Source organism: Neisseria perflava (assembly GCF_019334725.1).
Taxonomy (GTDB): domain Bacteria; phylum Pseudomonadota; class Gammaproteobacteria; order Burkholderiales; family Neisseriaceae; genus Neisseria; species Neisseria subflava_A.
The window spans coordinates 1,901,194-1,920,662 of the sequence record NZ_CP079818.1 but is presented as its reverse complement, the minus strand read 5'-3'; the positions used below and the strand labels follow the sequence as shown (position 1 = coordinate 1,920,662).

The 19,469-nt window shown below is 48.3% G+C and carries 18 protein-coding genes and 3 tRNA genes; 12 read left to right on the top strand and 9 right to left on the bottom strand.

What is annotated here, in order from left to right; all coding sequences use genetic code 11:
- Positions 1 to 21: 21 nt before the first annotated feature.
- On the bottom strand, positions 22 to 840 hold the full coding sequence (cysE, locus tag LPB400_RS09225; protein WP_004520667.1) for a serine O-acetyltransferase: 819 nt from the start codon (positions 838 to 840) through the stop codon (positions 22 to 24).
- 150 nt (positions 841 to 990) lie between these two features.
- Between cysE and grpE the strand changes: the two genes are divergently transcribed.
- Positions 991 to 1,551 carry a nucleotide exchange factor GrpE gene (grpE, locus tag LPB400_RS09220; protein WP_004520668.1) on the top strand — a complete coding sequence of 187 codons (561 nt, stop codon included), beginning with the start codon at positions 991 to 993 and terminating at the stop codon, positions 1,549 to 1,551.
- A 304-nt stretch (positions 1,552 to 1,855) separates the two neighbouring features.
- A complete protein-coding gene (gene dnaK, locus LPB400_RS09215) occupies positions 1,856 to 3,790 on the top strand; it encodes a molecular chaperone DnaK (RefSeq protein ID WP_219088808.1) in 1,935 nt (644 codons plus the stop codon).
- Between the two features lie 174 nt (positions 3,791 to 3,964).
- Here dnaK and LPB400_RS09210 read toward each other — a convergent pair whose 3' ends face one another.
- The 5 genes from LPB400_RS09210 to LPB400_RS09190 form a co-directional block, all read right to left on the bottom strand.
- Complete coding sequence (locus tag LPB400_RS09210) at positions 3,965 to 4,240, bottom strand: hypothetical protein (protein ID WP_070646718.1); 276 nt, start codon at positions 4,238 to 4,240, stop codon at positions 3,965 to 3,967.
- A gap of 39 nt (positions 4,241 to 4,279) precedes the next feature.
- Complete coding sequence (locus LPB400_RS09205) at positions 4,280 to 4,573, bottom strand: hypothetical protein (RefSeq protein ID WP_070583845.1); 294 nt, start codon at positions 4,571 to 4,573, stop codon at positions 4,280 to 4,282.
- Positions 4,574 to 4,653: 80 nt separating this feature from the next.
- Positions 4,654 to 4,908 (bottom strand): hypothetical protein, encoded by a 255-nt coding sequence (locus tag LPB400_RS09200; RefSeq protein ID WP_070646719.1) that lies wholly within the window; start codon positions 4,906 to 4,908, stop codon positions 4,654 to 4,656.
- Positions 4,909 to 5,173: 265 nt separating this feature from the next.
- On the bottom strand, positions 5,174 to 6,514 hold the full coding sequence (locus LPB400_RS09195; RefSeq protein WP_107769241.1) for a DUF2868 domain-containing protein: 1,341 nt from the start codon (positions 6,512 to 6,514) through the stop codon (positions 5,174 to 5,176).
- A gap of 163 nt (positions 6,515 to 6,677) precedes the next feature.
- Positions 6,678 to 6,762: transfer RNA gene (locus tag LPB400_RS09190), tRNA-Leu, on the bottom strand.
- 161 nt (positions 6,763 to 6,923) lie between these two features.
- Here LPB400_RS09190 and LPB400_RS09185 point away from each other — a divergent pair.
- The 4 genes from LPB400_RS09185 to LPB400_RS09170 all read left to right on the top strand — a co-directional run bounded on the left by LPB400_RS09185 (position 6,924) and on the right by LPB400_RS09170 (position 8,485).
- The gene (locus tag LPB400_RS09185; protein ID WP_199900368.1) at positions 6,924 to 7,589 is read left to right on the top strand and encodes a hypothetical protein; all 666 of its coding nucleotides are present in this window, start codon (positions 6,924 to 6,926) and stop codon (positions 7,587 to 7,589) included.
- Complete coding sequence (ribA, locus tag LPB400_RS09180; RefSeq protein WP_107769243.1) at positions 7,582 to 8,175, top strand: GTP cyclohydrolase II; 594 nt, start codon at positions 7,582 to 7,584, stop codon at positions 8,173 to 8,175. The genes LPB400_RS09185 and ribA overlap by 8 nt, the downstream gene beginning before the upstream one ends.
- Positions 8,176 to 8,300: 125 nt before the next feature.
- Positions 8,301 to 8,376 (top strand) — tRNA-Val (locus LPB400_RS09175).
- A gap of 32 nt (positions 8,377 to 8,408) precedes the next feature.
- Positions 8,409 to 8,485 (top strand) — tRNA-Asp (locus LPB400_RS09170).
- Positions 8,486 to 8,674: 189 nt separating this feature from the next.
- Here LPB400_RS09170 and parE read toward each other — a convergent pair.
- Together parE and LPB400_RS09160 are read right to left on the bottom strand one after the other, a co-directional pair.
- Positions 8,675 to 10,660: a DNA topoisomerase IV subunit B gene (gene parE, locus LPB400_RS09165; protein WP_107769244.1), complete on the bottom strand. Its 1,986-nt coding sequence runs from the start codon at positions 10,658 to 10,660 to the stop codon at positions 8,675 to 8,677.
- A 68-nt stretch (positions 10,661 to 10,728) separates the two neighbouring features.
- A complete protein-coding gene (locus LPB400_RS09160) occupies positions 10,729 to 11,265 on the bottom strand; it encodes an RNA pyrophosphohydrolase (RefSeq protein ID WP_049336237.1) in 537 nt (178 codons plus the stop codon).
- A 328-nt stretch (positions 11,266 to 11,593) separates the two neighbouring features.
- Here LPB400_RS09160 and LPB400_RS09155 point away from each other — a divergent pair, with 328 nt between their 5' ends.
- The 4 genes from LPB400_RS09155 to LPB400_RS09140 all read left to right on the top strand — a co-directional run bounded on the left by LPB400_RS09155 (position 11,594) and on the right by LPB400_RS09140 (position 15,367).
- Positions 11,594 to 12,739 carry a polyamine ABC transporter substrate-binding protein gene (locus tag LPB400_RS09155; protein WP_107769246.1) on the top strand — a complete coding sequence of 382 codons (1,146 nt, stop codon included), beginning with the start codon at positions 11,594 to 11,596 and terminating at the stop codon, positions 12,737 to 12,739.
- 107 nt (positions 12,740 to 12,846) lie between these two features.
- Positions 12,847 to 13,119, top strand: a complete 273-nt coding sequence (locus LPB400_RS09150; protein WP_003680574.1) for an ACT domain-containing protein — start codon at positions 12,847 to 12,849, stop codon at positions 13,117 to 13,119.
- A gap of 19 nt (positions 13,120 to 13,138) precedes the next feature.
- Positions 13,139 to 13,954, top strand: a complete 816-nt coding sequence (locus LPB400_RS09145; RefSeq protein WP_107769247.1) for an NYN domain-containing protein — start codon at positions 13,139 to 13,141, stop codon at positions 13,952 to 13,954.
- A 54-nt stretch (positions 13,955 to 14,008) separates the two neighbouring features.
- Positions 14,009 to 15,367, top strand: coding sequence for a PFL family protein (locus LPB400_RS09140; RefSeq protein ID WP_107769248.1), 1,359 nt, complete (start codon positions 14,009 to 14,011; stop codon positions 15,365 to 15,367).
- 68 nt (positions 15,368 to 15,435) lie between these two features.
- Here the strand turns inward: LPB400_RS09140 and LPB400_RS09135 are convergent, their stop codons facing one another.
- Complete coding sequence (locus LPB400_RS09135) at positions 15,436 to 16,965, bottom strand: helicase HerA-like domain-containing protein (protein WP_219088805.1); 1,530 nt, start codon at positions 16,963 to 16,965, stop codon at positions 15,436 to 15,438.
- 242 nt (positions 16,966 to 17,207) lie between these two features.
- Between LPB400_RS09135 and LPB400_RS09130 the strand changes: the two genes are divergently transcribed.
- Positions 17,208 to 18,437, top strand: coding sequence for a multidrug effflux MFS transporter (locus tag LPB400_RS09130; RefSeq protein ID WP_219088803.1), 1,230 nt, complete (start codon positions 17,208 to 17,210; stop codon positions 18,435 to 18,437).
- Positions 18,438 to 18,498: 61 nt separating this feature from the next.
- Positions 18,499 to 19,308, top strand: a complete 810-nt coding sequence (gene murI, locus LPB400_RS09125) for a glutamate racemase (RefSeq protein WP_049331752.1) — start codon at positions 18,499 to 18,501, stop codon at positions 19,306 to 19,308.
- Positions 19,309 to 19,469: the final 161 nt, after the last annotated feature.

Genomic DNA, 19,469 nt, shown 5'->3' with positions numbered 1-19,469 from the left:
CCATTTTTAATGGCAGATAACTTAAATCACAAAATCCGTAGTCGATAATTGAATGCTTTGATCCATATCGGCAGACGGAGTTTTGGAAGAGCGGCCGACCGGTTTGGCCGGTACGCCGACAACGGTAATCGAAGACGGTACATCGGCAACCACCACGCTGCCTGCGCCGATTTTGGCATTTTCGCCGATACGGATGTTGCCCAAAATCGAAGCGTTCGCACCAATCATCACGCCATTGCCGATTTTCGGGTGGCGGTCGCCGCTTTCTTTGCCCGAACCGCCCAGCGTTACGCCGTGGAGGATGGAAATATTGTTGCCCAAGACAGCCGTTTCACCGGCCACAAAACCGGTGGCATGGTCGAGCATCAAACCGTGACCGAAACGGGCGGCCGGGTGGATATCGACACCGAAGACTTCCGACATGCGGTTTTGCAGGAAATACGCCAGCGTTTTACGACCGTTTTGATAGAGCCAGTGGTTGATGCGGTGTGCCTGTACGGCGTGGAAGCCTTTGAAATACAACAGCGGCAGCGAATATTCATCACAAGCCGGGTCGCGCTCGTAAATGGCTTTTAAGTCGGCCTCGACACATTTGCTGATACGGGTGTCCACGCTCAAGGCCTGCTGATAAATTTCAAACAGCGCGCGCACATCCATAATCGGGCTGCCGAGCTTGCTGGAAAGATGGTAGGCAAGTACCGAATCAAGCGAATCGTGGCGCAACACGGTTTGATGCAGGAAGCTTGCCAGCATCGGTTCGGCCGCGGCGGCCGCTTCGGTTTCTTCGCGAATGGTGTGCCACAGATTAAAATCGGTTGAATTCAAATGGTCTTTTTTCATATTCGAGGCCGTCTGAAGAATAAAATCAGATGGCTATCTTACCGTTTTCCAACGTCTTTTAACAAGGCATTTGATAATCGGTATTCAAATGCTTGAAGTTTTTTCAGACGGCCTTATATATGAAACATCGAATATCAACACGCTAAAAGGATGTCAGAAATGACGGAGCATAACGAACAACATCAACACGAAGCAGAAGAAGCGGCAGCCGTAGAAACTGCCGAAACCGTTGAAACCGAACAAGCAGAACTGACTTACGAAGAGCTTCAGGCGCGTGTCACCGAGTTGGAAGGCCAACTCAAAGACAGCGAGCTGCGCGGTTTGGCAAACGAGCAAAACCTGCGCCGCCGCCATCAGCAAGAAATCGCCGATACCCATAAATTCGCCGGACAAAAATTTGCAGCAGAAATGTTGCCGGTTAAAGATTATCTCGAAATGGCGCTGCTGGACCAAAGCGGCAATTTCGATGCGCTGAAAATGGGTGTGCAAATGACTTTGAACGAGCTGCAAAAAGCATTTGATGCCACACATATTAAAGAAATCAACCCGCAACCGGGCGACAAACTTGATCCGCACCAACATCAAGCGATGCAGGCAGTCGTCAGCGAGCAAGAGCCGAATACCATCGTCAGCGTGATGAAAAAAGGCTATACATTGGCCGATCGCGTACTGCGTCCTGCGATGGTTGTTGTGGCGAAAAAAGAAGATTGAAGGCACCGCTTGATAAAGTTTATCAAGCATAAGATCTTCAGACGGCCTTATCCGGTTTCAAATCCTGATGTTCCGCTATTGGAAAATCATTCCGATAAACCGGAATCGGAAAATTAAAGCCAGCCGTCTGAAAAAAGAATAAACGGCTTGTGGATAAATAAATCAAGTACTTGAATTTAATTTAAAAAAAAATTCAAATTAAGCCTTGAAAAAAAATGAAGCAACCTTATTTACAAGCCATCGGAACGAAATGTTCCACAGGATTATTAATTTAGAAAAGTTTATTTATTAGGAGCAACATAATATGGCAAAAGTAATCGGTATTGACTTAGGTACAACCAACTCTTGTTTGGCCATTTCTGAAAACGGTCAAACCAAAGTGATCGAAAATGCAGAAGGTGCACGCACCACTCCTTCCGTTATCGCTTATTTGGACGGTGGCGAAATCCTCGTCGGCGCGCCTGCAAAACGCCAAGCGGTAACCAACGCTAAAAATACTATTTACGCCGCCAAACGTTTGATCGGCCACAAATTTGAAGACAAAGAAGTTCAACGCGACATCGAATCTATGCCTTTCGAAATCATCAAAGCCAGCAACGGCGACGCATGGGTGAAAGCGCAAGGTAAAGAACTGTCTCCTCCTCAAATTTCCGCAGAAGTTTTGCGTAAAATGAAAGAAGCCGCTGAAGCTTACTTGGGCGAGAAAGTCACCGAAGCAGTGATTACCGTTCCTGCCTACTTCAACGACAGCCAACGTCAAGCGACTAAAGACGCAGGCCGTATCGCAGGTTTGGAAGTAAAACGTATCATCAACGAACCAACCGCTGCCGCTTTGGCATTCGGTATGGACAAAGGCGACAACAAAGACCGCAAAGTAGCCGTATATGACTTGGGTGGCGGTACTTTCGATATTTCCATCATCGAAATCGCCAACCTCGACGGCGACAAACAATTCGAAGTATTGGCTACCAACGGCGATACTTTCTTGGGCGGTGAAGACTTCGACCAACGCTTGATCGACTACATCATTGACGAGTTCAAAAAAGAACAAGGCATTGATTTGAAACAAGACGTAATGGCTCTGCAACGTCTGAAAGAAGCTGCTGAAAAAGCCAAAATCGAATTGTCCAGCGGTCAGCAAACTGAAATCAACCTGCCATACATCACTATGGACGCAACCGGCCCTAAACACTTGGCCATGAAAATTACCCGTGCCAAATTTGAAAGCCTGGTTGAAGATTTGATTCAACGTTCTATCGAGCCTTGTAAAGTCGCATTGAAAGATGCCGGCCTGAATGCCAGCGAAATCGACGACGTGATTTTGGTCGGTGGTCAAAGCCGTATGCCGAAAGTACAAGAAGCCGTTAAAGCCTTCTTCGGTAAAGAGCCTCGTAAAGACGTGAACCCTGACGAAGCTGTTGCCGTAGGTGCAGCGATTCAAGGCGAAGTATTGAGCGGCGGCCGTAGCGACGTATTGCTGCTGGACGTAACGCCTCTGTCTTTGGGTATCGAAACCATGGGCGGCGTGATGACCAAGCTGATTCAAAAGAACACTACTATTCCGACTAAAGCGTCTCAAGTGTTCTCAACTGCCGAAGACAACCAAAGCGCAGTAACCATCCACGTACTGCAAGGCGAACGCGAACGCGCTTCTGCCAACAAATCTTTGGGTCAGTTCAACTTGGGCGACATCGCACCTGCACCACGCGGTATGCCACAAATTGAAGTTACTTTCGACATCGACGCCAACGGTATCTTGCACGTTTCTGCCAAAGACAAAGGCACCGGCAAAGCGGCCAACATTACCATCCAAGGTTCTTCAGGTTTGAGCGAAGAAGAAATCGAACGCATGGTGAAAGATGCCGAAGCCAACGCTGAAGAAGATAAAAAACTGACTGAATTGGTCGCTTCCCGCAACCAAGCTGAAGCCCTGATTCACTCTGTGAAAAAATCTCTGACTGACTACGGCGATAAACTCGACGCTGCTGAGAAAGAAAAAATCGAAGCTGCGTTGAAAGAAGCTGAAGAAGCGGTTAAAGGCGACGACAAAGCCGCTATCGATGCCAAAGCCGAAGCTTTGGGTACAGCCAGCCAAAAATTGGGCGAAATGGTTTACGCTCAAGCGCAAGCCGAAGCCCAAGCCCAAGCAGGCGAGGGCGCACAAGCCGAGTCTTCCGCTAAGAAAGACGACGACATCGTAGATGCCGACTTTGAAGAAGTAAAAGACGACAAAAAATAATTGATGCCGTCTGAAAAAAAAGCGCGAATCGAAAGGTTCGCGCTTTTTATTTGAATTATTCATAGTAAAAGGTCATCTGAAAGCTTTTCAGACGACCTTGGTTTTAGAAATCTTGACAGACAGGAAAAAGATATAACCCATTGAAAAGACAAGGTTGGGCTAATCTGTTTGTACCTATTCTGGAAGCGATTTTTTCTTTTTGGATTTTATGTATTTCAAGAACATCAGTTCAACCAGGGTACACATAATTAACACTTCGACCCAGTCGGGAAGAAAACGGTCTACTCCAAAGAAATACTTCGGATTGATGATAAGGCTTAAAATCAAGTTCGCAAGGAAAACAGTAAAGCTGGCCGCAAAGCACATAATCAGCAATGCCTTCCAGTATTGTTTGCTGAAACTTGCGAGCAACTTCAGGTTTTTCTTATAATTTTCCCAAAAATTTTTCATGCCCTTATCCTTCTTATAAAGTTTGGGATTGTTCCGTATTTAATTTGAAGAAGAATCTTTCGAAGAAGCATCTTTCTGTTTGTACTGAATATATTTCAGGAATGTCCATATCATCAAGCTTACTGCGACGAGGCTTTCGATAATTTCTGAAAGGAAATATTCTTCCCCTAAAAAATATTTCGGATTGATCACATAGAGACTCAAGATAGTGTTCACCCCGATGACAATAAAGTTTACAGCGAAGCTGATGACCAGTAGGACCTTCCAATATTTTTTGGCAAAAGTTGCGAGCAACTGCAAGTTTTTCTTATAATTTTCCCAAAAATTTTTCATGCCGTTATCCTTCAGTATTGTTGATAAAGAATCCGTATCCCGTAAATATTTTCGGGATACGGAGTTTGATCGGCAATGATTTAATAGCCAAACGATCTTCTGGCGACAAACGAACCTAATCTGCCTCCTAAAACTCTACCTACGTTGGCTCCGATAGCACCACCGGCAGCCATACCGCCCGGTCCCGCAATCGCGCCTAACGCCATTCCGGTAAAGCCGCCGGCAAAAGCACCTGCTCCGGCACCAACCCAGCGGCCGGCTCCTGAAACCGCGCTTCGACTGAAATTAAAACCGCCGGAAACTTGTTGTAAATCATCCATGTTTAGTGTTTGCATATTAGCACTCCAAAATGAAAAATGGGGTGAAAAATAGCAAGCGTTTTCATCCGTTTGCTGTTGTATTGACAGTGCAAGTATGTAGTAGTTTTTTTGAAATTATTTTTTAAGTTATATTAAAAAATGAAAACATAACGGATAGTCAAGAAATGATTAAATTTAAATTGGTTATATCATCAAGACAGCAAGACAATATTAAAAACAAGCTTCCAAGTTGCGATAAAAGGTCGTCTGAAAACTTTTCAGACGGCCTTCGGTTTATCTGTCAAATAGCGCTTTGCCGTTTTTCTTGTGCCAAACGGGTCGGTTCCAGCCAGGCAATGTTTCTTTCTGCCAGCGCATCGCGCCAATAATCCAGTTTGGTATCCAAATCTTCAGAGAAACTGTCTTGATTCAAAAGTTGAATGATAACGCCGCCGTCCGTAGCTTCAGCCAAGCGGCTGATTTGACGCAAAATGCCGCGATCGGGAACAGTTTGCGTGCGTACGCCGATGAGAAGTTGCGCCGGAGTTTGTTTCAATTCGGCTTCCAATTGTTCCAAATCTTTTCTGCCGGCGGCCACACCTTTGTCTATCCATTCTTGCGCCAAAACGCCGGAAAACCAAAGCGGATCAGGCCATTCCGTTTCCAGTGTAACAGCCCATTTAGGCGCATTATTCAGCGTAATTTTAGATGAAACGGGAACGATGTTTTCCTGAAAATCATCGGCATCAACAATCTTCGTTTGCCATGTGCGAAGGATGTTTTGATAGTAGGGCTGATTCAAATCCAAACATTCGCGCAGGGTTTTTAAAGTAATCTTGCAAGCCAGCCAAGCAAGCAAGCGCGGCAGAATGCCATAGCAGATAATGCTGCCGATGAGTAAGCCTGCCCAAGCGTGTGCATCTTCGATATGATTGTTTAGACGGCCTGCAATTACGGCCTGACTGTCGGGAACAGGAAAGCCCAAATGTTCCGGCAACCATGACAAAGCCTCAACCGTTTTCACCAATGCCGTATTGCTTAAAAGCGTACTTTCCCAGTTGAACGTATATTGACGCACCAAAAGCAGCAGCAAAACAGAAACCAACATTCCCGACAGCGTGCAAAGCCACAGGCCGTGTGAAGTTGCACCAATCAGCCAACGCGTTTGCGGTTTGCGCCATTCATCCACATAAAGCCGCAAAATTGCCTGATTGACCGGGTCTTTACCTCGGAACCAAGTTGTCGGACTGCTGATAAAGTGCATATTTTTCAAACGCAGGAATAAAGTCGCCAGCCACACCAGCAGCATGACTGTATTCATGCCCAAAATCCCGGCCAATACCAGAAAAAAGTTCAGCCCCTGATTGTCCATCAAAAGATAAGTACTGGAAAAACCGACTGTAAACAACAACGTCGCCGCAGCAATCCAAAGCCAAAACGAGCCTGTCTCCACTTGTTGCAACACATATTTCAAATGCTGGTCGCGGTCAATAATTTGAGCGCGGCGTATCAGTTTTTCCTCATTGCCGCCATCAATATGTCGCAACGCTTCCGTCGCCTGCACAGGATCTCCCGGAAAAATATAGGCACGTTCTTCAAGGATACGGACCAATTCGACAAGTTTTTGCGATGGATTCAACATAAATGATAGGCAGTCTGAAAGATAAAATGGAAACGTCTGTTATACCCCCAAATAAACCCCTTTTTTGCAAAGGTCAAAAAATTAAAAGCAGTTTTGATTTTGAATAGGGTATATAGTGGAATAGATGTAAAAAAAGCAGCCCGAAAGCTGCTCATTTTGAGTGTGGTGCGGACGGAGAGACTCGAACTCTCACACCTCTCGGCGCCAGAACCTAAATCTGGTGCGTCTACCAATTTCGCCACGTCCGCACTAATTTGAACCGTGGATTATACACAAGATTAATGGGAGCGCAAAGTCTTGTTTGCTTGAATTTTTCGGTTTATCCCTTATATAATGGTTTATTCCGGCCGTCTGAAAGCAGGGTTTGTTTTCAGACGGCCTCAACTTTACTATTGGTGAGGAAGGGCAGATGCCTGCTTTATTGATTAAAGATTTTTTGCAGACGCAAGGTTTGAAATTGCCTGCGGATGAGATACATGTTGCTTATTTGACTGCCCAGGCTGTGATTAAAATGGGCAATGCTTCGGTTGAGCGTTCGATTTTGTGGCCGTCTGAAGACGGTTGGCAGTTGGCGGATTATGTTGATGCCGAACATGAATTGTTGCTGAAACAGATTTTTATGGCTTTGGATTCGGTTGCCGAGCGCACTGAGCATTTGAAAAGCGCAGCAGTTTATACAGCTTTCCCGAAAGATGGCGCGTTGTCGCTGGTTCGACTGAGCCGTTGGGGCGTGCCGTTGGAAAATGTGATTCCAATCGATGAGCAGGCCGGACGGGCTTTTTTGGCTGTGCGTACGGCGCAAAGCGGTTGGATGAATGTTTGTCAGAATGTGGCGTATTGGCAGGAAATTGGTGAGCTGTCGGACGAACGCAATCATCCCGGCTTGAGTCAGATTTCTGTTCCTGTCTGTATGCCCAGCGGTGCGGTTTTGGGTGTGGTGCATGCCGAGTTTGATGTCAAAGACGGTGCGCCTGATGAAGTATTGGTGGCTTGGATTGCCCTTGCCTTGGCTCTGTCGGATTCTTTGAAAAATCTGTTGGGCGTGGCTGAAAAAGAGGAAGCGGAAAATGAGTAATGCCTTGAAGTTTGTTGCGTCATGCCGTTTGCCTACGGAATGGGGCGAGTTTACCATGCACGGCTTTGAAGAAGAGGGCGGTCAGGAACATGTCGCATTGACGATGGGCGATGTTTCAGACGGCCTGCCTGTGTTGTCGCGTATCCATTCCGAGTGCTTGACCGGCGATGCTTTATTTTCGGTGAAATGTGATTGCGGCCCTCAGCTTCAAGCGGCGATGCAGGTTGTTCAGAAAGAAGGGCGTGGCGTTATCGTATATTTGCGCCAAGAAGGCAGGGGCATTGGTTTGATAAACAAAATCCGTGCTTATCGTCTGCAAGATCAGGGCTTGGATACGGTTGAAGCCAATGTAGCGCTCGGCCTTCCTGTTGATGCGCGCGACTTCACTTTAGCCAAGCAGATTTATGATTATCTGCATATTCGGGAGGTCAGGTTGTTGACCAATAATCCTGAAAAAATCCAAACGTTGAAAGATTCCGGCATTAATGTGGTTGAACGGATTGCATTACATGTCGGCGAAAATGTGGAAAATGAACGTTATCTGCATACTAAAGCGGATAAATTGGGGCATTTGATTTTCGATTGATAGAACGGTATATCGGTAATTTTTGCGGTTAAATAAAATATTCTATATTCTTTCAATGGGATATATTTTTATTTAAATAAAAACCTTGCGCGTAGCCTGATTTTTTGATTTAATGTCGGCTTATCGGGTGATTAGCTCAGTTGGTAGAGCGTCTGCCTTACAAGCAGAATGTCGGCGGTTCGACTCCGTCATCACCCACCAAGTTTCCTTTCATTGTCTTTGACAGTGGATGCGCGGTGGTAGCTCAGTTGGTTAGAGTACCGGCCTGTCACGCCGGGGGTCGCGGGTTCGAGCCCCGTCCGCCGCGCCATTATTTAAAAAGCACTGATTATATCAGTGCTTTTTTATTTTTCTTAAAGACACTATTAAGCTGCGAAAATAGAAACAGGTAAGTAACAGGGTATTGAAATACTGTTTAATCTTAATTTCTGATGATTGAAAAAAGGCCGTCTGAAACTTTTAAAGTTTCAGACGGCCTTTAGTCTATTGAAACAATGGATTAGATATCCAATTCTGCCGTATCGCCTTCTTTTTCCATCCATGCGCGGCGGGCGGCGGCTTCGCCTTTGCCCATCAGTTTGACGAAGATATCGCGTGTTTCGTCATCTGCACCTTCTGGGATTTGCACCTGCAACAGACGGCGGGTGTCGGGGTGCATGGTGGTGTCTTTGAGCTGATCGGGGTTCATCTCGCCCAAGCCTTTGAAACGGCTGATAGAATAAGCAGTTTCTTTAACGCCTTCTTTTTGCAGTCGCTCTAAAATGCTGTCGAGTTCGTTTTGGTCGAGGGCGTAGAATTTGCGGGCAGGTTTGCTCTTACCTTGTGCGTTGACATCGACGCGGAACAGCGGCGGCTGGGCGACGTAGATGTGTCCGTCGGCAACCAGTTTCGGGAAGTGGCGGTAGAACAGGGTCAACAGCAAAACTTGAATATGCGAGCCGTCCACGTCGGCATCGGACAGGATGGCGATTTTGCCGTAGCGCAGGCCGCTTAAGTCGGGATTATCATTGATTCCATGCGGATCAACGCCGATGGCAACGGAAATATCATGGATTTCGGCGTTGCCGAAGAGTTGGTCGGGGTGGACTTCAAAGCTGTTGAGCACTTTGCCGCGCAGGGGCAGGATGGCTTGTGTGGCTTTATCGCGGGCAAGTTTGGCGGAGCCGCCGGCGGAATCGCCTTCGACGAGGAAGAGTTCGTTTTCGCGGATATCTTCGCTTTCGCAGTCGGTCAGTTTGCCGGGCAGGACGGCGACGCCGCTGCCTTTTTTCTTTTCGATTTTTTTAACCGAACGCATCCGCGCCTGTGCCTGACGGATGGCGAGTTCGGCGATTTTTTTGCCGAAGTCTACGTTTTGGTTCAGCCACAATTCCAAAGGGTCGCCCGATACGGCGGCAACAAGTTTCAGCGCGTCGCGGTTGGTTAGTTTGTCTTTGGTTTGACCTTGGAACTGCGGGTCGAGGACGCGGGCAGAGAGGACGAAGGCGGTTTTGCTGAACACGTCGTCGCTTTGCACTTTCACGCCGCGCGGCAAGAGGTTGTGTAGATTGATGAAGTTGTTTACGGCGTTGAACACGGCTTGTTTCAAGCCTGCTTCATGAGTACCGCCCAGAGGGGTGGGAATCAGGTTGACATAGCTTTCGTTGGCGCATGAGCCTTCTTCCAGCCAAGTCAGGGCAAAGGCGGCGCCTTCGCCGATGCTGAAATCGCCGTTGTGGCCGTCTGAAATGTAGTTTTCGCAGGAGAAGATAGGTACGGCTTCTTGTGCGTCGGCAATCAGGTCGGTCAGATAGCTTTTCAGGCCGTCCGGATAGTGCCAAGTTTGGGTGTGCGCTTCATCCTCGCCTTTGACCGGACGGGTCAGGGAAACGCGCACGCCGGGCAGCAATACGGCTTTGGCGCGCAGCAGGCGTTCGAGTTCGGGAATGCTGTAATTTGGGCTTTCAAAATATTTGCCGTCCGGCCACACGCGCACTTCGGTACCGCTGTCTTTGACGGCGCATTTGCCCACTTCTGTCAAAGGCTCGATGACGTCGCCACCGGAAAAGACGATGCGGTGGACTTTACCTTCGCGTTTGACTGTTACTTCAAGGCGGGTGGAAAGGGCATTGGTAACAGATACGCCGACGCCGTGCAGGCCGCCTGAAAAGGCATACGCGCTGCCGCCGTCTTTTTTATTGAACTTGCCGCCTGCGTGCAGACGGGTAAACACGAGTTCGACTACGGGTACGCCTTCTTCAGGGTGCAGGCCGACGGGAATACCGCGACCGTTATCACGGACGGAAAGCGAACCGTCTTCATGAATTTGCACGTCGATTGCAGTCGCGAAACCGCCCAATGCCTCGTCCGCCGCGTTATCAATCACTTCCTGACAGATATGGGTCGGGCTGTCGGTACGGGTGTACATACCGGGACGTTCTTTGACCGGCTCCAAGCCTTTGAGGACGGTAATGCTGGATTCGCTGTATTGATTGTTTTTAGCCATAGGAATAATGTAAAGGCCGTCTGAAAAGATGAAAAACAACGCTTTCAGACGGCCTGAAAGCGTTTGGATTATAGGTTTTCTATTGGATTGCGACGGATAAAGTCTTCATAGCTTTCTATGCCGCGCAAGAAACGGGAGAGTTCGGTCAATGCGTCCAAATACACGCCGCGCTTGAAGTCGATGACTTCGTCAACCGGCGCCCAGTATTGGTGCCAGCGCCAGCCGTCAAACTCAGGATGATGGCAGGCGCGGAGGTTGACGTCGCTGTCGCGGCCGACCAAACGCAAAAGATACCAAATCTGTTTTTGTCCGCGATACGAACCGCGCCATTCGCGGCGCACCCAGTGACTGGGAACGTCATAACGCAACCAGTCGCGCGTACGGCCAACGATTTTGATGTGTTGCGGCAGCAGGCCGACTTCTTCGTACAACTCGCGGTACATGGCGGTCTCAGGGCTTTCGCCCGGCTTGATGCCGCCTTGCGGAAACTGCCAAGAATGTTCGCGTACGCGTTTGCCCCAAAAGACTTCGTTACGTTCGTTAATCAGGATAATACCGACATTGGGGCGATAGCCTTCTCTGTCTAACACGGGGTCGCCCTTCATTAAATTCAATCGTGCAATTTTCCCACAAATTGGGCGGTTTTGACAAATCTTGAGGCCGTCTGAATAAGCACACAGTTTTTTCCAGACGGCATGAAACCGTTTCTGAAAAAATGTTGTTTATGAATAAAACCATAGCTTCAGGCCGTCTGAAAAGGGAGAATTTTTTCTGCTTTAAGGTCTTGCATTCAAAAGCTTTTTGCCGTTTAATGCAAACCTTGCTGAATTAAGGGCAAAGGACACATGCCGGCCGCCCCCACAGTTTCCCTTTTGTAAGTGGCATCTGCCACCGCTGCAATATTTTTACCCCCCGAACAAAAGGTCTGAAACCATGAAAAAATCTTTGATGGCGGCGGCAATCGTGAGCCTCGTCTTGACTGCGTGTAGCGGCGGACAAGGAACCGCCGCAGAATCTTCCGCATCTCAAACTCAAACTTCTTCCTCTCAAACGGATAAACTCAATATCTACAACTGGTCGGATTATGTCGATCCTGCCACGCTGTCTGCGTTTGAAAAAAATACGCATATCAACGTCCGCTACGATTACTACGACAGCAACGAAGCGCTGGAAGCCAAGCTGCTGACCGGCAAGTCGGGTTATGACCTGGTTGCACCTTCTATTGCCAATGTCGGCCGCCAGATTAAAGCCGGCGCGTATCAAAAAATCAACAAATCGCAAATTCCCGATTACGCCAATATCGACCCCGATTTGTTGAAAATGATGGAAACCGTCGATCCGGGCAACGAATATGCCGTACCTTATTTCTGGGGCATCAATACGCTGGCGATTAACAAACAGCAGGTTCAAAAGGCTTTGGGTACGGATAAGCTGCCTGAAAACGAATGGGATTTGGTGTTTAACCCTGAATATACCCAAAAACTGAAATCCTGCGGCATCAGTTATTTCGACAGTGCCATCGAGCAGATTCCTTTGGCTTTGCATTATTTGGGCAAAGATCCGAACAGCGAAAACCCTGACGACATCAAAGCAGCTATCGATATGATGAAAAAAGTGCGTCCCGACATCAAACGCTTTACCTCATCCGGCTATATTGACGATATGGCTGCCGGTAATCTTTGCGTATCGGTAGGCTACGGCGGCGACCTCAATATTGCCAAAACCCGTGCCAAAGAAGCAGGAAACGGCGTCGAAGTCGAAGTGTTGGCGCCGAAAAGCGGCGTCGGTATTTGGGTGGATTCGCTGATGATTCCGCGTGATGCGCAAAATGTGGCCAATGCACACAAATACATCAATCACACGCTCAATCCGGAAACAGCGGCCAAAAACGGCAACTATGTGACTTATGCTCCGGCCAGCCGTCCGGCGCGTGATTTGATGGATGAAAAGTACACATCCGATGAATCGATTTTCCCAAGTAAAGAATTGATGGAAAAAAGCTTCATCGTCTCCCCTAAGTCAACCGATGCGAGCAAACTCAGCGTTCGCCTGTGGCAGGCTTTGAAAGCAGGGCGATAATTAAAATTGAAATTTGAATACTCAGGCCGTCTGAAACAGTTTTTCAGACGGCCTGAGTGTTATAATTGTCAACACTTTTCAAATATCCTATGAGGAGAAACAGCGTTATGAACAATTCAGTCATCACCGTCATCGGTAAAGACCGTGTGGGCATTGTGTACGACGTTTCCAAAATTTTAGCGGAAAACCAAATCAATATTCTCAACATCAGCCAACAGCTGATGGACGATTTTTTTACCATGATTATTTTGGTGGACACTTCAAAATGCACCAAATCGCGTCAAGAGGTTTTGGATTTGTTTGCGGAAGAAAGCAAAAAACTCGCGCTTGATATCCGTATGCAAAACGAAGAAATTTTCCAAGCCATGCACCGTATTTGATTTTAGGAACTCTAAAATTATGTCAAAAAATAAAATTAGTTTTAATGTAGAAGAGAAATCTGCACGGTTGGCAGTTTTAATTGATGCTGATAATGCGTCAGCGCAAACCATTGATGCGATTTTAGAAGAAACAACTAAATTCGGTGAAGCAATGGCAAAACGCATCTATGGCAACTTTGTTGGTGACAACGGCAAATGGAAAGCCGTCATTAATGAGCATGCTATCAAACCTATGCAGCAATTCGCTTACACCACAGGTAAAAATGCCACTGACGGTTTTATGATTATTGATGCGATGGATTTACTTTATACTGGCCGTTTTGATGGTTTTTGTTTGGTATCTAGTGATAGTGACTTTACTGCATTAGCTATTCGGTTGAAAGAACAAGGTGTAACAGTTTACGGTTTTGGCAAAAAGCAAACGCCTGAAGCTTTCCGTAATGCGTGCAGCCAATTTATCTATGTAGAAAACTTGATGCCTGAACCCACACAAAAAGAAACAGTAACTGATAAACCACAGAAACCAACAGAGAAACAGATTCAAACAGCCTCTCCCGAAAATGCTCAAGCTCAACCGAAAATTGCCGAACAACTTGAGAACAAATTACCATTAGAGACTATACATAAAATTTTCGAACATGCGGAAAGTGAATGGATGGCTATGACTGCATTCGGTGCCACTTGGAAACGCTTGCAGGTAGATTTTGACCCACGTAATTACGGGTGTAAGAAATTTACCGATTTAGTAAAAAAATATTCTGATGTGTTTGATTACGAAATGCGAAAAACTGCTGAAGGCACGCAAGAGCATATGTATGTCAAGCTTAAAGTCTAATCGAAGGTCGTCTGAAAATATTTTTCAGACGACCTGCAAGAAAGGCCGAACCCCATGAATAACTTCCACAGTAATGAGATACTTGAAACCGTCAAAATGGTTGCCGACCAGAATTTTGACGTGCGCACCATTACCATCGGCATTGATTTGCACGACTGCATCAGCAGCGATATCAATGTGTTGAACCAAAATATTTACAACAAAATCACCACCATCGGCAAAGACTTGGTGGCAACGGCAAAATATCTGTCTGCCAAATACGGCGTACCGATTGTGAATCAGCGCATTTCCGTTACGCCGATTGCCCAAATCGCCGCGGCCACCCATGCCGACTCCTATGTCAGCGTGGCGCAAACTTTGGATAAGGCAGCCAAAGCTATTGGCGTGTCGTTTATCGGCGGCTTTTCTGCGCTGGTGCAAAAAGGTATGTCGCCTTCGGACGAAGTGCTGATCCGTTCCATTCCCGAAGCCATGAAAACCACCGATATCGTGTGCAGCTCCATTAATATCGGCAGCACGCGTGCCGGTATCAATATGGATGCGGTCAAGCTGGCAGGCGAAACCATCAAACGCACGGCTGAAATCACGCCCGAAGGTTTCGGCTGCGCCAAAATTGTCGTGTTCTGTAATGCAGTAGAAGATAATCCGTTTATGGCGGGCGCGTTTCACGGTTCGGGCGAAGCGGATGCCGTTATCAATGTCGGCGTATCCGGCCCGGGTGTTGTAAAAGCCGCGTTGGAAAATTCAGATGCAACGACATTGACCAAAGTTGCGGAAGTTGTGAAGAAAACCGCTTTCAAAATTACCCGCGTGGGCGAACTCATCGGCCGCGAAGCCTCAAAAATGCTGAATATCCCGTTTGGTATCCTCGACTTGTCGTTAGCACCAACCCCTGCTGTCGGCGACTCGGTGGCGCGCATTCTTGAAGAAATGGGCTTGAGCGTCTGCGGTACGCACGGCACGACAGCAGCTTTGGCCTTGCTGAATGATGCCGTGAAAAAAGGCGGCATGATGGCTTCCAGCGCGGTCGGCGGTTTGAGCGGCGCATTTATCCCTGTTTCAGAAGATGAGGGCATGATTGCCGCTGCTGAAGCCGGTGTGCTGACACTGGACAAACTCGAAGCTATGACAGCCGTCTGCTCCGTTGGTTTGGACATGATTGCCGTCCCCGGCGATACGCCTGCGCATACCATTTCCGGCATCATCGCCGACGAGGCCGCCATCGGCATGATCAACAGCAAAACCACTGCCGTGCGCATTATTCCGGTAACCGGTAAAACCGTCGGCGACAGCGTCGAGTTCGGCGGCTTGTTGGGCTACGCGCCTGTAATGCCGGTTAAAGAAGGTTCGTGCGAAGTATTTGTCAACCGAGGCGGCAGAATCCCGGCTCCGGTTCAATCGATGAAAAACTGATTGGATTGATGAATATAAAAGGCCGTCTGAAATTGATTTTCAGACGGCCTTTTATGTTTGCAGGCTGATTATTTGAACATATTTTTAATAATGCCCATTACGCTGCGTGAAATGGCGTTGGTTACTTGGCGGTTGATTTGGCTGCCGATGGCGTCGGCAACGTTGTAGCCCAAACCTTGGCCGGATTTTTTGCGTCCGCCGCTCAAACCGCCGATCAGTCCGCCAAGGATGCCGGGATCGGCATTGGCAGCCTCTTTTTCTGCAGCTTTTTGTGCTTTTTCCTGCTCTTTGGCGGCATTTGCGGCTTCTTTTTCAGCGGCAGCCTGGCTGTCTGCTTCGGCCAATGCTTCAAAAGCGGAGTAGTTGTCCAACATGTCTTTATAGGTTGGATACAAATCATCGTTTTGGAACAAGCGGTTGCGCTCTTCTGCGGCAAGCGGGGTTAAGGAAGATTGCGGCGGCAGGATGAGGGCGCGTTCTACCGGCTCGGGCATACCTTTTTCATCAAGGAAGGAAACAAGGGCTTCGCCGACGCCGAGTTCGGCAATCGCTTCGGCAACTTTGATGTTTGGGTTGCTACGGAAGGTTTCGGCAGCGGCTTTGACTGCTTTTTGGTCGCGCGGTGTAAAGGCACGTAGGGCGTGTTGTACGCGGTTACCCAGTTGGCCGAGAATGGTATCGGGTAAGTCAAGCGGGTTTTGGGTAACGAAATATACGCCCACGCCTTTGGAACGGATCAGGCGCACAACTTGTTCGATTTGTTCGACCAGCGCATTGGCGGCATTGTCGAACATCAAATGCGCTTCGTCGAAGAACATCACGAATTTTGGTTTGTCCAAATCGCCGACTTCGGGCAGGGTTTCAAACAATTCTGCCAGCATCCACAGCAAAAATGCGCTGTACATACGCGGCGAACGCATCAGTTTTTCGGAATTGAGGATGTTGATGATGCCTTTGCCGTTGTCGGTTTGCATCCAGTCTTGCAGGTTGAGGGAAGGTTCGCCGAAGAATTTTTCTGCGCCTTCGTTCTCCAGCGTCAAAAGCTGACGCTGAATCGCGCCGATACTGGCGGCGGAAACGTTGCCGTATTGCGTGCGGTATTCCGAAGCATGGTCGGAAACGTGTTTCAACATGCTGCGCAGGTCTTTCAAGTCCAGAATGTGCCAGCCTCTGTCGTCGGCAACTTTGAACACAAGGTTGAGCAGGCCTTCTTGCGTGTCGTTCAGATTCATCAGACGGGCCAAAAGCATAGGACCCATTTCCGAAACGGTTACGCGTACGGGAATACCGGTTTCGCCGTAAACATCCCAAAAGCGCACGGGGAAACTTTGCAGCCATTGTTCGCCCAAATCAAACTCGGCGATGCGTTCGCCCACTTTGCCGCTGTTGGCACCGGCTTGCGCGATGCCCGACAAATCGCCTTTGACATCGACTAAGAATACTGGGACGCCTTCGCTGCTGAAGGCTTCCGCCATACGGCGCAGGGTAACGGTTTTACCCGTACCGGTCGCACCGGCGATCAAGCCGTGGCGGTTGGCCATTTTGCCTTGGATTTCGAGCGTTTTCCCGTCGGCACGCGCAATTTGAAATGTAGTCATGATTATTCCTTAGAATCCGTGATGTGAAACAATGTGTTGTCTTAAAAAACAAGCATTTTAACGTTTGCAGCGGGGGGATTCAACCAAGCAAAGTTTCAGACGGCCTTAAGTTTTGCAAAGGTTTTTTTGCAGTGATTGGATAGGGTTGAAATCTGCTATAATTCCATCCAACACGCAACCGTCTGACAAGGCGGTTGTTTTCTTTGTTTTTTGAATAGTTTGTTACGAAAGCGAAAATCGGAATGACTGTACAACAAGCCCCTTTGGGCGAAAAAACCATGGCCGTGCTGATGGCGATGTTGGTCGCGCTGATGCCGTTTTCTGTCGATGCTTATCTGCCTGCAATTCCCGAAATGGCAAAGTCGCTGGGTTCGGACATCCACCGCATCGAGCAAAGCCTGAGCTTTTTTATGTTTGGCGTGGCGTTTGGTCAGGTGGTCGGCGGTTCGATTTCGGATATTAAAGGCCGCAAACCTGTCGCCTTGGTGGGCTTGAGCATTTACTTTGCCGCCGTTGTCGGTTTGACGATGGTGAATAATGTCGAGCAGCTATTGAACTTGCGTGCCGTGCAGGCGTTTGGCGCAGGAATGACCGTGGTGATTTCCGGCGCGATGGTGCGCGATTATTATTCCGGACGCAAAGCCGCGCAGATGTTTGCCTTAATCGGCATTATTCTGATGATTGTGCCGCTGATGGCGCCGATGATTGGTGCAGGCTTGCAGAATTTGGGCGGCTGGCGCATGATTTTCGGTTTTCTGGCCTGCTATTCGCTGCTGCTTTGGGGTTTGATGTGGTATTTCCTGCCCAAGCCGCACCAAAAAGGCAAAATCAGCATGGACGTGTTCGGCGTGGTGGCCGGCAGGTTTAAACGCGTTTTGAGAACGCGCGCCGCAATGGGCTATCTGTTTTTCCAAGCTTTCAGTTTTGGTTCGATGTTTGCCTTTTTGACCGAATCATCGTTCGTGTACCAACATCTGTATCATGTTTCACCAAACCAATATGCTTGGATATTTGCGCTCAATATCATTACCATGATGTCGTTTAACCGCGTTACTGCATGGCGTTTGAAAACCGGTACGCATCCGCAAAACATCCTCAAATGGGGCATTATCGTCCAATTTGCCGCCAATCTGCTGATGACAGTTTTGGTATTGTCGCTGTCTCTGCCGCCTTTGTGGGCTTTGGTACCATGCGTGATGTTTTCAGTCGGTACGCAAGGCTTGGTCGGAGCGAACACTCAGGCCTGCTTTATGAGCTATTTCAGCGCAGAGGGCGGCAGCGCAAATGCCGTTTTAGGCGTGTTCCAATCCCTTATCGGCGCATCGGTCGGCATGGCAACGACTTGGCTGCATAATGGTTCCGCCTTGGTGATGGCCGGTATGATGTTGAGCTCGACCGTATGCGGTATCGTTCTGTTGTGGATTTGCTCGCATCAGGCTTGGGTGGAAAACGATAAAAAAGAATATGTTTAACCTTCAGGCCGTCTGAAAAACGGTTTCAGACGGCCTCAACACTATATTGAAGAAATTAACCATGAGTACCAGCAAACAACGCCCCATCGGCGTATTCGATTCCGGCGTCGGCGGCTTGACCAACGTCCGCGCCCTGATGGAACGCCTGCCGATGGAAAATATCATCTATTTCGGCGATACCGCACGCGTTCCCTACGGCACCAAATCCCGCGCCACCATCGAAACCTTCGCCATGCAGATTGTCGATTTCCTGCTGGAAAACGATGTCAAAGCACTGGTTATCGCGTGTAACACCATCGCCGCTGTTGCCGGACAAAAAATCCGCCAAAAAGCAGGCAATATGCCCGTATTGGACGTCATCTCCGCTGGTGCGGAAGCCGCTTTGCAAACCACCAAAAACAACCGAATCGGCATTATCGCGACCAATACCACCGTCAACAGTAATGCCTACGCGCGCGCCATCCATTCAAAAAACAACGACACGCTGGTGCGCACACAAGCCGCGCCCCTGCTTGTGCCATTGGTGGAAGAAGGATGGCTCGATCACGAAGTCACCCGCCTGACCGTGCGCGAATACTTGAAGCCGCTTTTGGCAGACGACATTGATACGCTGGTGTTGGGTTGTACCCACTTCCCACTGCTCAAACCGCTTATCGGCCGCGAAGCACAAAACGTTACCTTGGTCGATTCCGCCATTACCACCGCCGAAGCCACCGCCAAAGCCTTAGCGCAAGCAGGTTTGCTGAATACAGAAAACGACAATCCGGATTACCGCTTCTACGTCAGCGACATCCCACTGCGTTTCCGCACCATCGGCGAACGCTTCTTGGGTAGAAGTATGGAGCAGATTGAGATGGTAACGTTGGGTTGATTGGAAATATTAAAGGCCGTCTGAAAGGTAAAAAAATAAGAAGGATAACGTTAACTAAATCCGTAACGAAGTATTATATGTTGAAAGAACTAGTTCAACTAAAAAAGTAGGTTGTTAAGGTTTTTGAAGTTTTAAGAGGTGGTAGTATTGTGGAGGATTCA